13 protein-coding genes and 1 pseudogene are annotated in these 13556 nt (G+C 68.2%); 12 read left to right on the top strand and 2 right to left on the bottom strand.

Annotation, left to right across the window (positions count from 1 at the left end; translation table 11 throughout):
• Window positions 1-37: 37 nt before the first annotated feature.
• The 4 genes from BLR19_RS05715 (at window position 38) to BLR19_RS05700 (ending at window position 3745) form a co-directional block, all read left to right on the top strand.
• On the top strand, window positions 38-1003 hold the full coding sequence (locus BLR19_RS05715) for a glycosyltransferase family 9 protein (RefSeq protein WP_091748187.1): 966 nt from the start codon (window positions 38-40) through the stop codon (window positions 1001-1003).
• Window positions 1004-1089: 86 nt separating this feature from the next.
• Entirely contained in the window at window positions 1090-2421 is a 1332-nt protein-coding gene (locus BLR19_RS05710) for a dihydroorotase (protein ID WP_091748184.1), read from the top strand.
• Entirely contained in the window at window positions 2418-3146 is a 729-nt protein-coding gene (locus tag BLR19_RS05705; RefSeq protein ID WP_091748181.1) for a prephenate dehydrogenase/arogenate dehydrogenase family protein, read from the top strand. The genes BLR19_RS05710 and BLR19_RS05705 overlap by 4 nt, the downstream gene beginning before the upstream one ends.
• Before the next feature lie 41 nt (window positions 3147-3187).
• Complete coding sequence (locus BLR19_RS05700) at window positions 3188-3745, top strand: dihydrofolate reductase family protein (RefSeq protein ID WP_091748179.1); 558 nt, start codon at window positions 3188-3190, stop codon at window positions 3743-3745.
• Window positions 3746-3822: 77 nt separating this feature from the next.
• Here the strand turns inward: BLR19_RS05700 and BLR19_RS05695 are convergent, their stop codons facing one another.
• The gene (locus tag BLR19_RS05695; protein ID WP_091748176.1) at window positions 3823-4764 is read right to left on the bottom strand and encodes an alpha/beta hydrolase; all 942 of its coding nucleotides are present in this window, start codon (window positions 4762-4764) and stop codon (window positions 3823-3825) included.
• 181 nt (window positions 4765-4945) lie between these two features.
• On the opposite strand from BLR19_RS05695, the gene BLR19_RS05690 reads away from it, so the two are divergent.
• From BLR19_RS05690 to BLR19_RS05680, 3 genes and pseudogenes are all read left to right on the top strand, one after another.
• Window positions 4946-7135: a TonB-dependent receptor gene (locus tag BLR19_RS05690; protein WP_369818837.1), complete on the top strand. Its 2190-nt coding sequence runs from the start codon at window positions 4946-4948 to the stop codon at window positions 7133-7135.
• Window positions 7045-8237: pseudogene (locus tag BLR19_RS05685) on the top strand (PepSY-associated TM helix domain-containing protein). Before BLR19_RS05690 ends, BLR19_RS05685 begins: the two are co-directional and overlap by 91 nt.
• The gene (locus BLR19_RS05680) at window positions 8234-8431 is read left to right on the top strand and encodes a hypothetical protein (RefSeq protein WP_218119319.1); all 198 of its coding nucleotides are present in this window, start codon (window positions 8234-8236) and stop codon (window positions 8429-8431) included. The pseudogene BLR19_RS05685 and the gene BLR19_RS05680 overlap by 4 nt, the downstream one beginning before the upstream one ends.
• Here BLR19_RS05680 and erpA read toward each other — a convergent pair.
• Window positions 8415-8732, bottom strand: coding sequence for an iron-sulfur cluster insertion protein ErpA (gene erpA / locus BLR19_RS05675; protein ID WP_255366504.1), 318 nt, complete (start codon window positions 8730-8732; stop codon window positions 8415-8417). The genes BLR19_RS05680 and erpA overlap by 17 nt on opposite strands.
• A 140-nt stretch (window positions 8733-8872) precedes the next feature.
• On the opposite strand from erpA, the gene BLR19_RS05670 reads away from it, so the two are divergent.
• The 5 genes from BLR19_RS05670 (at window position 8873) to scpB (ending at window position 13455) form a co-directional block, all read left to right on the top strand.
• Window positions 8873-10063, top strand: coding sequence for a deoxyguanosinetriphosphate triphosphohydrolase (locus BLR19_RS05670; protein WP_091748164.1), 1191 nt, complete (start codon window positions 8873-8875; stop codon window positions 10061-10063).
• 76 nt (window positions 10064-10139) lie between these two features.
• A complete protein-coding gene (locus BLR19_RS05665; protein ID WP_066552184.1) occupies window positions 10140-10916 on the top strand; it encodes an SPOR domain-containing protein in 777 nt (258 codons plus the stop codon).
• Window positions 10913-11962: a beta-N-acetylhexosaminidase gene (gene nagZ / locus BLR19_RS05660; RefSeq protein WP_091748161.1), complete on the top strand. Its 1050-nt coding sequence runs from the start codon at window positions 10913-10915 to the stop codon at window positions 11960-11962. The genes BLR19_RS05665 and nagZ overlap by 4 nt, the downstream gene beginning before the upstream one ends.
• Before the next feature lie 6 nt (window positions 11963-11968).
• Complete coding sequence (locus BLR19_RS05655) at window positions 11969-12787, top strand: segregation and condensation protein A (RefSeq protein WP_091748159.1); 819 nt, start codon at window positions 11969-11971, stop codon at window positions 12785-12787.
• On the top strand, window positions 12784-13455 hold the full coding sequence (gene scpB, locus BLR19_RS05650) for an SMC-Scp complex subunit ScpB (RefSeq protein WP_091748156.1): 672 nt from the start codon (window positions 12784-12786) through the stop codon (window positions 13453-13455). Before BLR19_RS05655 ends, scpB begins: the two co-directional genes overlap by 4 nt.
• Window positions 13456-13556 lie beyond the last annotated feature (101 nt).

The raw sequence follows: 13556 nt of genomic DNA, 5'->3' as shown, positions 1-13556 counted from the left end.
GCTGAACCGCAGATAGAATCCCTGTATCCGTCGACGGATGATCGGGCGGTTTCCCATCCTGTACATCGCCGAGGCGGACGCCGAGGACGCCGTGCTGTCCTCAGGCGTGCTGGCGCATCTGGTCGAGAGCCTGCCGCACGCGACCTTCACCATCGTCGGATCGGCCGCCAGCGCGCCGCTGTTCGCCGATACGCCGCGCCTGACGAAGTTGATCGTTCTAGAACGCGAGGGCCATTTCGAATGGATCGCCCTGTGGAACCAGGTGCGGGCGACCAAATGGGGGCTGGTCGTGGACATGCGCGGCTCGGACCTGTCGGGCAAGCTGAGGCGGCACAAACGCGCGGTGCGGGGCAAGGATCAGCCGGGCCTGCATGCGGTCGAGGCGGCGGCGGCGGTGCTGAAGCTGGAGCCGGACGAGATCCCGGCGCCGAAACTCTATGTCTCGGGCGAGACGCAGGCCCAGGTCGAGGCGCTGATTCCGGCGACGGGCGGTGACGGGCCGATCCTGGCGGTCGGGCCGGGCGTGGAATGGATGGGCAAGCGCTGGCCCGCCGAACGCTACGCCAAGGTCGCGACCAAGCTGCTGGCCGACGACGGGCCTCTGGCGGGCGGGCGGCTGATGATCGTGGGCGAGGAGATCGACCGCGAGGCGGCGCACACGATCCGCTACGCCGTGCCGCGCGCGCGGGTGATCGAGCTTCAAGGCAAGCTGACGCGGCTGCAGACGGTGGCGGCCTTGTCGAAGTCGGTGCTGTACATCGGGGCGGACTCGATCTGGACCCAGCTGGCCGTAGCCTCGGGCGCGCCGGTCGTCGCCGCGTTCGGGCCGTCGGACGAGACCGTGCGCGGGCCCTGGAAGGGCGAGGCCGTACGCGGGCCGCGCACCTACGAAGAGTTCAAGACGCTGGATCCGCGCCTGAACCAGGCGATCCAGCATATGATGGATCTTCCGTGGGAGCGGGTGCTGAAGGCGGCGCAGCGGATGTTGAAGGTGCGGGGTTAGCGCGCCCAAAGCGCTGGGTCCCCGCTTTCGCGGGGATGAGCGGAGATATAGTAAGAGCGCATCGCTCATCCCCCAGGAACCGCCCCATGACCCAGACCTATGACCTGATCGTCCGTGGCGGCGAGGTGGCGAACCATGCGGGGCGAGGCATGGCGGATGTCGGCGTGATCGACGACAAGATCGCCTTCATCGGCGACCTGAGCCAGGCCTCGGCGGGCGAGGTCTTCGACGCGACGGGACTGACGGTCCTGCCCGGCGTGATCGACACCCAGGTCCATTTCCGCGAGCCGGGGCTGGAGTGGAAGGAAGACCTGGAGACGGGCAGCCGCGCGGCGGCCCTGGGCGGCGTCGTCGCCGTGTTCGAGATGCCGAACACCAATCCCAACACCACCGACCCCGACACCATGGCCGACAAGCTGGCGCGGGCGAAGGACCGCATGTGGACCGACCATGCCTTCTACGTCGGCGGCACGCATGAGAACGCCGACTATCTGGGCGAGTTGGAGCGGCTGCCCGGCTGCTGCGGGGTCAAGGTCTTCATGGGCGCCTCGACCGGTGACCTGCTGATCGCCGACGACGAGGGGGTGAGGAAGGTCCTGTCCAATGTGCGCCGCCGCGCCACCTTCCACTCCGAGGACGAATACCGCCTGGTCGAGCGGCGCGGTCTGGCCCGCACCGGCGACTGGACCAGCCACCCCGAGGTGCGCGACGCCGAGAGCGCCATCCGCTCGACCCGACGCCTGGTCGGCCTGGCAAAGGAGACAGGCGCGCGCATCCATGTGCTGCACGTCACGACCCGGGAAGAGATGGAATATCTGCGCTTCCACAAGGATGTCGCCACCGTCGAGATCACGCCCCAGCACCTGACCCTGGTCGGACCGGAAGCCTATGAGCGGCTGGGCTCCTACGCCCAGATGAACCCGCCGATCCGGTCGCAGGAGCATGTCGATGCGCTGTGGCTGTGGGGGATGCAGCAGGGCGTCGCCGACGTGTTGGGCTCCGACCATGCGCCGCACACCAAGGAAGAAAAGGCCAAACCCTATCCGGCCTCGCCGTCGGGGATGCCGGGGGTGCAGACGCTGGTGCCGCTGATGCTGACCCATGTCGCCAATGGGCGGCTGTCGCTGGAGCGCTTCATCGACCTGACCTCGGCAGGGGCGCAACGGGTGTTCGGCACGGCGAACAAGGGACGGATGGCCGTCAGCTATGACGCCGACCTGACCATCGTGGATCTGAAGGCCAAGCGCATGATCACGCACGACCAACAGGCGACGCGCTGCGGCTGGACCCCGTTCGACGGCGTCGAGGCGACCGGCTGGCCGATGGCGACCATCGTGCGTGGCCGGGTGGTGATGCAGGACGGCGAACTGATCGGATCGGCGCACGGGCGGCCGGTGCGGTTCATGGAGACGCTGTGAGGGAAAGGCTCGGCCTGATCGGTTTCGGCGCCTTTGGGCGGCTGACGGCGCGGCATCTGTCGGCCGGGTTCGATATCCTGGCGCATGACCCGGCGGCGAGCGATGGCGAAGGCCTCGCGACCCTGACCGATCTGGCGACCGCCGCCGCCTGCCCCACGGTGGTGCTGGCCGTGCCGGTCGAGGCGTTGGAGGCGACGCTGGTCGCCATCGGCCCGCACCTGAGGCCCGAGGCCCTGGTCATCGACGTGGGCTCGGTGAAGGTGAAGCCGGCGCAGGCGATGGACGCCCTGCTGCCGCCCGGCGTGCGGATCGTCGGCACCCATCCCCTGTTCGGCCCGCAGAGCGGCAAGGACGGCATCGCAGGCCTGCGGATCGCCGTGTGCGAGGTGAGGGGGGCGAAAGACGCCCGCCGCGTCGCCGCCTTCTGCTGCCGGGCGCTGGGGCTGAAGGTGTTTCAGGTCAGCCCCGAGGACCATGACCGCGAGGCCGCCACGGTGCAGGGCCTGACCCATCTGATCGCCCGCGTCCTGATGGCCATGGAGCCCCTGCCGACGCGCATGACCACCGCCAGCTTCGACCGCTTGATGCAGGCCATCGACATGGTCCGCCACGACAGCCCCGCCGTCTTCCGCGCCATCGAACGCGACAACCCCTTCGCGGCCGAGGTGCGGGCGCGGTTCTTCGCTTTGGCGGATGAAGCATGGGGTGGCTTAGCGTCGAACTGAGGCGCAGAGTGACAATGGGTACTCTAGGGGAGGCTTGGCGCATGGGACTTCTGACCTTCTGTCTGAATGTCACCCTGGATGGTTGCGTCGATCATGAGGCGGGCATCGCCGATGATGAAACACATGCCTTCTTCACCCGCCTGATGGACGAACACGGGGCGATGTTGTGGGGCCGCGTGACCTACGAAATGATGGAAAGCTACTGGCCCGCTGTCGCCCGGGGCGAGGCGGACGCGCCGCCGATGATCCGCCAGTGGGCGCTCAAACTGGAGGTCAAGCCAAAGTATGTGGCGTCATCGACGCGAGCGGACTTTCCATGGACCAACAGCCGCCATATTGGCCGCGACCTTCGGACAGGCGTCCAGGCGCTCAAGGACGCAACGCCTGAAGGCGTCTTGCTCGGGAGCAGCGAACTGGCGGCCGAACTGGATCGGATGGACCTGATCGACGAGTATCAGTTTCTCGTCCACCCCCGCATCGCCGGGCGCGGCCCGACCCTGCATCAGAGTAGCTTGCCCAGCGCGCGACGGCTGAAACTGGTGTCCGCGACGCCGCTGACTAACGGGGTGATCGCCACGCATTACAGGCGTGACGGCTGACGTCGAACTGCGGCTAAAGGCCTCGGCGTCGCATCTGTTCGCCCGGTGACGCAAGCGCAGACCGAACTCGTTGACGCTCAGCGCTTCCCATTCGCCCGAATGAACGCCGCCACATCCTGCGCCACGCCCGGCGCGAGCGGCAGCGCCGGGTCGGCGTAGGTGGCCATATTGGCGGCGCGGTCGGCGGGGGCGGTCTTGAGGAGGTGGTTGACGCCGTCCCAGAGTTTCAGCGTGGCCTTGGGGTCGGCGGCGGCCAGGGCTTGTGCGTCCGTGACGCCGATCTGGAGGTCGGTGGTCCCCTGGCCGATGAAGACCGGGCCCTCGTAAGCGGCGAGCAGGGCGGCGGGGTCCAGCGGCAGCCACGAGATCAGATAGGGCTGGACCGACGGGCGGAACAGGGCGGCCAGCGCGGGCGGCGTGTCGGCGACGGTGCGGCCGGCTTCGAGTTCGGTCAGTACGGCGAAGGCCTGGGTCTTCAGGGGGTCGGGCAGCCCGGCTTGAAGCTGTTCGCGGATCACCACGCCGGCCGGGCGACCGGCGCCGGACAACAGGATCAGGCCGCAGACCTTGTCGTCTCCGCCCTCGGCCGCCTTCAGCGCGACCAAGGCGCCTTCGCTGTGACCGATCAGCCAGGCGCAGGGCTGGCCCGTGCGCGCGGCGGCCTCGGTCGCCCAGGCGCGGGCGTCGGCGGCGTAGGCGTCAAACCGCAGATCGGCCTCGGCGGGACCGGCGGCAGCGCTGGTGGCGATGCCGCGTTTGTCGATGCGCACGGTGGCGACGCCCTGTTCCGCCAGGCCCTCGGCCAGCAGGCGATAGGTGGAGGCGGCGACGCCCATCGGGCTGTTCCCATCCCGATCGGTCGGGCCGGAGCCGGGCAGGATGACGGCGACGGCTGTGGGCGCCTCCGGCGTCAGCAGCGTGCCATGCAGGGGCGCGGGCTGGGCGGGCAGGGCGATGTCGGTCGAGACCGGGCCGGCGAGCAGGCTGGCGGCCAGAAGGGCGTGGGTCAGCGTCAGCATGATAATCTCCTTGGCGGCGAGGTCAGACGAGAAACTGCTCGAATGCAATATGTCGCGGGCGCGGCGGATTGCATTGCGCCCACCGATCGGGCTAGGGACGCGCAACTTGATTTTGAGAATGCGTATCAAAATGCCCTGCCTTCGCCGTGCCTCCGTTCTTTTGACCGCTAGCGCCCTTGCAATGACGCTCGCCTCGCCGGCCCTGGCGCAGCAGGCGACGGCCCCGGCGGAGTTGGGCGAGATCGTGGTGACGGGGTCGCAGGTTCGGCTGACGGCGCCGGCGGCGGGCGGTCAGGTGGCGCGCGGGGGACGCATCGGTCTGCTGGGCAATCTGGGCGTGATGGACACGCCGTTCTCGACCGCCAACTACACCGAAAAACTGGTGCGTGATCAGCAGGCGCGCGGCATCGGCGACGTGCTGCAGAACGACCCGACGGTGCGTGTGTCCAAGGGCTTCGGCAACTTCCAGGAGCTGTATGTCGTTCGCGGCTTTCCAGTCTATTCGGACGACATGAGCTACAACGGCCTCTATGGTGTCTTGCCGCGCCAGTTCGTGGCGGCCGAACTGGTCGAGCGGGTCGAGGTGTTTCGCGGCGCCTCCACCTTCCTGAACGGCGCTGCGCCGGGCGGAACGGGGGTCGGCGGCGCCTTCAACCTGACGCCGAAGCGGGCGGGCGACGCCCCCCTGACGCGCCTGACCGGGGGCGTGTCGGGCCGTGACGAAATCTACGCCGCCGCCGACCTGGCCCGCCGTTTCGGCGACGAAGGCGAATGGGGCGCGCGCCTGAATATCGCCAGCCGTGCGGGCGAGAGCGCCGTCGAGGACGAGACCGGCCAACTGCGGGTCGTCGGCCTTGGACTGGACCGCCGAGGCGATCGCGCCCGGTTTTCGGCCGATCTGGGCTGGCAGGATCACCGGATCGATGCGCCCCGTCCCAGCGTGACGCCGGGAACCGCCATCCCTGAGGCGCCCTCGGCCGACAAGAACTTCGCCCAGCGCTGGTCCTACACCGACGAGGAGCAGGTGTTCGGCGCCGTGCGTGGCGAGCTCGACCTGACCGACAGCATCAGCGCCTGGGCCGCCTTCGGCGGGCGTCAGGGCGAGGAAGACAACAGCCTGGCCAATCCGCGCGCCGATGCGGCGGGCGCGATCCGCGGCTATCGCTTCGACAATATCCGCGAGGACACGGTCTGGTCGGGCGACATCGGCGTGCGCGCCGACCTGACGACCGGCCCGATCAACCATCGTCTGGTCGCCTCGGCCTCGCAGATCCAGTCCAAGTCCAAGAACGCCTGGGCGGCGTCGAGCTTCGCCGGCTATGCGATGGGGACGCTGACCAATCCGCTGCTGTCGCCGGCGCCGGCCATCGCGAGCGTCTCGGGCGATCTGGATGACCCCAACGTCACCGAGCGGGTCAAGAACACCAGTTTCGCCGTCGCCGATGTGCTGTCCTTCCTGGATGGACGGCTGCTGGCGACCGTCGGCGTCCGCTATCAGGAGATCGAGACCCGATCCTATGCCTATGCCGACGGCGCATTCACGTCGGGCTATTCCAGCGACGCGACGACGCCGGCCTTCGCCGTGGTCTACAAGCCCAACGACGCGATCTCGCTGTACGCCAACTATGCCGAAGCCCTGGTTCCGGGCACGACCGCGCCCGTCTTGGCCAATGCTGTGGTGGAGGGCTGGGGGAACGCCGCAGTGCCGGTCAACGTCACCAATGGTGGCGATGTGCTCGAGCCCTTCCGCGCTAAGCAGGCCGAGATAGGGGCGAAGTATGACGCAGGATCGTTCGGCGGAACGCTCAGCGTCTTTCGCACAACCCTGCCCAGCGCGCTCGTTTCCATCACGTCCAACGGAAACCCTGCGTCGAATGTTCTGCCGGAAGGCGTCTACACCGACGGCGGCGAGCAGGAGAACAAGGGCGTCGAGCTGACGGTCTATGGCGAACCGGTCGCAGGCTTGCGTCTGATCGGCGGCGCGACATGGCTGGACGCCGAGATCAATCGGTCGCTGACCGCCGCCAATGCGGGCAAGTCCGCCATCGGTGTGCCGGACTTTCAGGCCAATCTGAACGTCGAATGGGACGTGCCGATGGTCAGCGGCCTGACGGTCGAGGGCCGGGCGATCCATACCGGCGCCCAGCCGGCCAGTGCGACGAATACGCTGGAGCTGGAAAGCTGGACCCGGTTCGACGCCGGGGTCCGCTACGCCTTCGTGGCGGGCGACAAGCCCGTGACGCTGCGGGCGCGGGTGGAGAATGTCGCGGACGAGGATCAGTGGGTCGCGGTCGGCGGCTATCCGGGATCGAACTATCTGACGCTGGGCGCGCCGCGGACCTTGCGTCTGTCGGTCTCCACCGAGTTCTGATCGGCGCCGGCCGATGCACGCCCGGACGATCCGCGCCTGGACCTGGACGCACAAGTGGTCGAGCCTGATCTCGACCCTGTTCCTGCTGATGCTGTGCGTCACTGGACTGCCGCTGGTGTTCAGCCACGAGCTGAACGCGGCGCTGCTGCATGAGCCGTGGGCGCCGAAGAACCCGGGCGGCCGACTGCTGACGCTGGACGAGGTGCTGGCCGCCGGTCTGGCCAAACATCCGGGCGAGGTTCCGGCCTTCATGAGCTTCGACGAAGACCGGCCGGTGGTGAACGTCACCAGCCGCGCCCCGGACGCCCCGACCGGCAAATACAGTTTCGAGCCCATCGACCAGACCAGCGGCGAGGGCGCGCCGCTGGTCGCCGGTCATCCGGTGATGGAGTTCCTGCTTCAGCTTCATACCGATATGTTCTTGGGTCTGCCGGGAATGCTGTTTCTGGGCGCGATGGGGCTGTTGCTGGTCGTGGCCGTGGTGTCGGGCGTGGTGCTGTATGCGCCCTTCATGCGTCGGCTGCCGTTCGGCACGGTGCGGGTCAAGAAGGCGGCGCGGACGCGGTGGCTGGACTATCACAATCTGCTGGGCGTTGTGACGGCGGCCTGGGTGCTGGTGGTGGGGCTGACGGGGGTGGTCAACACCCTGGCCACGCCCATCCTGGCCTATTGGAAAGTGACGGCGCTGAAGGAGTTGACGGTCGCCTACGATGCGCCCGCCCCCGCGCAGGGCCGGGCCTCGCTGGACGCGGCGGTGGAGCGGGCCAAGGCGGCGCTGCCGGGTATGAAGTTGCAGTTCGTGGCGTTTCCGGGGACCGACTATTCGACCGACCACCACTATGCCGTCTTCTTCCACGGCGACACGCCGCTGACGACGCATATGACGACGCCGGCCCTGATCGACGCGCGGACAGGCGAATTGGCGGCGGTGGCGCCGATGCCCTGGTATGTGAAAACCCTGTCGCTGTCGCAGCCGCTGCATTTCGGCGACTATGGCGGGCTGGCGCTGAAGATCCTGTGGGCGCTGCTGGACATCGCCACCATCGTGATTTTGGGGTCCGGTCTTTATCTGTGGCTGGGCAAGGGGAGACGGAAGGCGTGAGCCGTCGCCGTCATAACCCGAGGGATCTGACCCTATGGGCCATCTTCCGCGCGCCCATCGTCCTGTTCGCGCTCAGTCTGATCGGGCTGATGGGCGCGCTGTTGCAGGATGGGGTTTGGGACTGGGTGTTTGCGGCCTTGCTGGCCACGCCGATCCTGGCGACCGGATGGGCCGTCGTCAGATCGAGAAGCTGACGCCGCAGCCGCAGCTGGAGGCCGCGTTCGGGTTCCTGACCACGAACTGGGCGCCGGCCAGTTCATCGACGTAGGCGATCTCGGAATTCTTAAGGAAGGGAACCGAGACGGGGTCGATCAGGGCGGTCTGGCCGTCGGCCTGGATGCGCAGATCGTCGTCCTCGGCCGCCTCGACCAGTTCGAACCGATATTGAAAGCCCGAACAGCCGCCGCCGTCCACCGCGACCCGCAGCATCAGGGTCTTGCTCTCGGCCGCGCCCAGCTTGGCCAGCCGCTTGGCGGCGCTGGCGGCTAGGACGATGCCTTCCGGCGCGCGCGTGGCGACGGTGAAGGCGGGTGTGGATGGTTCTGTGGATTGGACGGTGCTCACGGCTGTCTATATGAGGCGGGCAGGGCCGTTCGCAAAGGCCCCCGCATCAAAGCAGCCTCAAAGTTGATGACTTGAGCCACACAGACCTCGCTTCCTACGCCGAACGCGCCGACCTGACGCAGGGCCGCCGCGTTTTCGAGCCCGCCAGCCGCACGCGCACCGCCTTCGCTCGCGACCGTGACCGCATCATCCATGCGACGGCGTTCCGGCGGCTGAAGGAGAAGACCCAGGTCTTCGTGGCGCACGAGGGCGATCACTACCGCACCCGCCTGACCCATTCGCTGGAGGTAGCGCAGATCGCGCGGTCGCTGGCCCATGCGCTGAGGCTGGACGACGACCTAGCCGAAACTATCGCCCTGGCCCACGACCTGGGCCATCCGCCCTTCGCACACGCAGGCGAGGACGAGCTGGTGGTGCAGATGCGCGATCACGGCGGGTTCGATCACAACGTCCAGAGCTTCCGCGTCGTGACCGAGCTGGAGAACCGCTATCCGCAGTTCGACGGGCTGAACCTGAGCTGGGAGACGGTCGAGGGCGTCATCAAGCACAACGGCCCGGTATCGCACCGGTTGGACGAGCCGGCCTGGTCGGTCGTGCGCCCCTATGCGGCGGGCGGCGAGGCGGGGTGGGACCTGCGGCTGGGGACGTTCGCCTCGCTGGAGGCCCAGTGCGCAGCCATCGCCGACGACATCGCCTACAACAACCATGACGTGGATGACGGGGTGCAGGCGGGTCTGATCACCCTGCGCGATCTGGATCAGGTGCCGCTGATCGGGCCGATGCTGGCCGAGGTGCGCCGCGACTGGCCCACGATCGACGATCGGATGCTGCGGATCGAGGCGGTGCGGCGGATGATCGGCGTCATGGTCGAGGACGTGCTGGCCGAGACGGCGCGGCGGCTTGAGGAAGACCGGATCGTAACGACCGAGGACGTGCGGATGGCCAGGCGCACGATGGTGGATTTCTCGCACACCATGCACGTCGATCTGGCGGTGCTGAGGAAGTTCCTGTTCGAGCGGATGTATCGCCACTACCGGGTCAACCGCACGCGCAGCCAGGCGCGGCGCGTGCTGTCGCAGCTGTTCGAACTGTTCATGGCCGAGCCCGAGGTGATGCCGCCGGAATGGGGAGAGCCGGCGATGACCCCGGACAAGACGCAGCGGGCGCGCGCCGTGTGCGACTACATCGCCGGCATGACCGACCGTTACGCCATAGAAGTGCACCAGAAGCTGTTCAGCCTCGACCTCGCCCTCGATCTGTGATTCGAAAGATGCACGCGGGGGCGTAGAGTGATCGTTCGGCGCGCCGATTCGCGCCGACAGACGGCGGAGCGCGACCATGTCCTTTGACGACGACAACAAACCCGGCCGGGGCGCCTATACGCCGCCGACCGACGACGACCTGCCGTTCCGCCGCAACAGCTACGATCCGCGCAGCGGCCGCAATGTCGGCTCGGGCGGGGGCAAGGCGCCGCCAGTGACGCTGATCATCAGCGCGGTGGTCCTGCTGCTGCTGATCGTGGCGGTGATCTTCTTCTATCGCTCGGGCATGCGCGCCTCGACCGACGCGCCGCCGGCCGTGGGTCAGCCCGTCGGCGAGATGAAGACCGCCGCGCCCATCGACGCCCAGCCGATTGATCCGGCCGAGGGCGTGCGCGTCTATCGCGACGAGACCGAGACGACCGATGCGCCCGTGACCTTCACCCCGCCGCCCGAGGCGCCCCAGCCGCGTCCGGCCGCGCCCCCGACCGCCGCACCGACCGGACAGGGTCTGCCGCCCGCCAATACGGCCACGCCGGCCGCGCCTGCGCCGCGTCCGACGACTCCGACTGCGCCCGTCGCTGCGCCGACGACCAAGGCTCCGGCCGCGACCGGCGGGTCGGCCTCAGTCCAGATCGGCGCCTTCTCCTCGACCGAGATCGCGGACCGTGAGTACGCCGCCGTCGCCGGCCGTTTCGGCTCGTTCGCCTCGGGCGCTGAAAAGCGGGTGACCGAAGTGACCTCGTCCAGCGGATCGACCCTGTACCGCACGGCCTTCTCGGGCCTGTCGCGCGAACGGGCGGTGGCCTTCTGCAATGCGCTGAAGGCGGCGGGCCGGGACTGCATCGTCCGGTGACGTCCGCCGCCATCTATGGCTGCCTGGGACATCGGCTGACGGAGGCCGAAAAGGCCTTCTTCGCCGAGGTCCGACCCTGGGGCTTCATCCTTTTCCGGCGCAATATCGACACGCCGGAACAGGTGCGGGCCCTGACCGACGAACTGCGGGCGTCCATCGGCGATCCCGAGGCGCCGATCCTGATCGACCAGGAAGGCGGTCGCGTCCAGCGGATGGGGCCGCCCCACTGGCCCAAATATCCGCCGGGTAACGCCTATCTGAAGGCGACGAACGAGCTGGCTCAGGCGCGTGAGCTGACGCGCCTGGGCGCACGTCTGATGGCGCACGATCTGCGCGAGGTCGGGGTGACCGTCGATCTGCTGCCGGTGCTGGACGTGCCGGCGCCCGGCGCCCACGACATCATCGGCGACCGGGCCTATGGCGTCGATCCCCAGACCGTCGCCGTGCTGGGCCGGGCGGCAGCCGAGGGGCTGCTGGCGGGCGGGGTTCTGCCCTGCATCAAACATATGCCGGGCCATGGCCGGGCCTTCGCCGATAGCCACAAAGACCTGCCGACGGTCCATGCCGATTTCGAGACCCTGGACAGCTGGGACTTCGCGCCGTTCAAGGCGATTTCGGATATGCCATTGGCGATGACGGCGCACATCGTCTTCACTGCCTTGGACAAGAAGCGGCCGGCGACCCAGTCGAAGAAGGCCGTAAAAACGATGCGTGAACATCTGGGCTTCTCCGGCCTGATCATGACCGACGACCTGTCGATGCAGGCGCTGAGCGGATCTCTGAGCGAGCGGGCGCATCAGTCGCTGAAGGCCGGGTGCGACGTGGTCCTCCACTGCAATGGCGACATGGCCGAAATGAAAGACGTGGCCGAGGCGACCGGCAAGCTGAAGGGCGGGGCGCGCCGCCGGGCGGAAGCCGCTCTGGCCCGGATCGTGCGGACGCCCGAGCCGCTCGATCCCGTCGCGGGGCACGATCGTTTCTTCAAGGCCATGGGCGGTCGGATGGACACCGCCAAGGGGCCGGATGTGGGTGAGGCGCAGGCCTAAAGACCTATGACGGAGTCTTTCCAGCCGAATCTGGATTTCAACGCCGAGGAGGTCGAGGAGCGCGAGGCCTTCGTCGTCGATCTGGAGGGCTATGAGGGACCGCTGCACGTCCTGCTGGCCCTGGCGCGAAACCAGAAGGTCGACCTGCTGAAGCTGTCGATCACCCAGCTGGCGGAGCAGTATCTGGCCTTCGTGCACGAGGCGCGGCGGCGCAACTTCGCCCTGGCGGCGGACTATCTGGTGATGGCGTCGTGGCTGGCTTATCTGAAGTCGCGCCTTCTGCTGCCGCGCACCGATAAGGGCAAGGCCGAAGAGCCGCCGGCTGAGGAAATGGCCGCCGCGCTGGCGTTCCGGCTGCAGAAGCTGGAAGCGATGCGAAAGGCCGTCGAACAACTGATGGCTCGGCCCCAGCTGAAGCGCGACGTCTTCGCGCGGGGCGACCCTGAGGCGACGGTGATCACGCCGTCGGATCGCATCGACGCCAGCCTGTACGAATTGATGAGCGCCTATGTGGTCCAGCGTCGGCGCGAAGAGGCCCGGCGCTACGCCCCCGGCCAGCGTGTCGAGGCCTTTCCATTGGAAGCCGCACGCGACTGGCTGCGCGAGATCATGCCGAAGCTGGCGGACTGGACGCCGCTGGAACAGGTGGCGCCCCACCGTGAGGACGAGGAGGGGCCCAGCCAGGCCAGCTTTACGGCCTCGACCCTGTCGGCCAGTCTGGAGCTGGTGAAGGAGGGGGCGATGGACATCCGGCAGAGCGAGGCGTTCGCGGACCTGTATCTGAAGCGGCGCGGACCGGGCCAGCCGCTGGAGCTGACGCCGTGAGCGACCTGTCGTTCCAGCCCGACGAGGCCGAGATCGAACGGCGGGTCGAGGCCCTGCTGTTCGCCGCCGCCGGGCCGCTGACGGCGGCCGAGATCGCCGCGCGCCTGCCCGAGAACTGCAACGTCGCCCGCGCCATATCGGGTCTGCGCGCCCGCTATGAGGGGCGAGGGGTCGAGCTGGAGTGCGTCGCCGACCGCTGGCGGTTCCGCACCGCGCCGGACCTGGCCTTCATGATGACGCAGGAGCGCGAAGAGCCGCGCCGCCTGTCCAAGGCCGCGCTGGAGACCTTGGCCATCATCGCCTACCACCAGCCCGTCACCCGCGCCGAGATCGAGAGCGTGCGCGGCGTGACCATCTCCAAGGGCACGTTGGACCTGCTGCTGGAGATGGGGTTCGTGCGGTTGCGCGGACGCAGGCGCACGCCGGGACGGCCCGTCACCTATGCGACCACCGACCGTTTCCTGGAGCATTTCGGCCTGGCGACCCTGTACGATCTGCCGGGCGTGCAGGAGATGAAGGCGGCGGGCCTGTTGGATCTGTCGCTGCCGGTCGGATTCGAGGTGCCGGATCCCAGCCGCGCGTCCGAGGCGGATGACGAGGACGGCACATTGCCGCTGGACGACGAGGCGCCCGAGTTCGCCCGAGATTTCGTCGGCGAACGAAGCTGACCCAGCGTGACGTTCACGCCGTCTTAGTCTGCGCACCCTAAGCCAGACCGTATGAGTGGCGTGACATCGAAGACGGGTTGGCGGGCGTGGAGCACGTTCAG

It is taken from the genome of Brevundimonas sp. 374, assembly GCF_900102995.1.
Classification (GTDB): domain Bacteria; phylum Pseudomonadota; class Alphaproteobacteria; order Caulobacterales; family Caulobacteraceae; genus Brevundimonas; species Brevundimonas vesicularis_C.
The sequence above is the reverse complement of the archived record's forward strand: the minus strand, read 5'-3'. Positions and strand labels throughout refer to the sequence as shown.

What these genes read in the sequence shown, in the direction of transcription:
- BLR19_RS05715 (WP_091748187.1), top strand. Translation starts at nt 38, where the DNA reads ATGATCGGGCGGTTTCCCATCCTGTACATCGCCGAGGCGGACGCCGAG.
- BLR19_RS05710 (WP_091748184.1), top strand. Translation starts at nt 1,090, where the DNA reads ATGACCCAGACCTATGACCTGATCGTCCGTGGCGGCGAGGTGGCGAAC.
- BLR19_RS05700 (WP_091748179.1), top strand. Translation starts at nt 3,188, where the DNA reads ATGGGACTTCTGACCTTCTGTCTGAATGTCACCCTGGATGGTTGCGTC.
- BLR19_RS05695 (WP_091748176.1), bottom strand. Translation starts at nt 4,764, where the DNA reads ATGCTGACGCTGACCCACGCCCTTCTGGCCGCCAGCCTGCTCGCCGGC.
- BLR19_RS05690 (WP_369818837.1), top strand. Translation starts at nt 4,946, where the DNA reads ATGACGCTCGCCTCGCCGGCCCTGGCGCAGCAGGCGACGGCCCCGGCG.
- BLR19_RS05665 (WP_066552184.1), top strand. Translation starts at nt 10,140, where the DNA reads ATGTCCTTTGACGACGACAACAAACCCGGCCGGGGCGCCTATACGCCG.
- BLR19_RS05655 (WP_091748159.1), top strand. Translation starts at nt 11,969, where the DNA reads ATGACGGAGTCTTTCCAGCCGAATCTGGATTTCAACGCCGAGGAGGTC.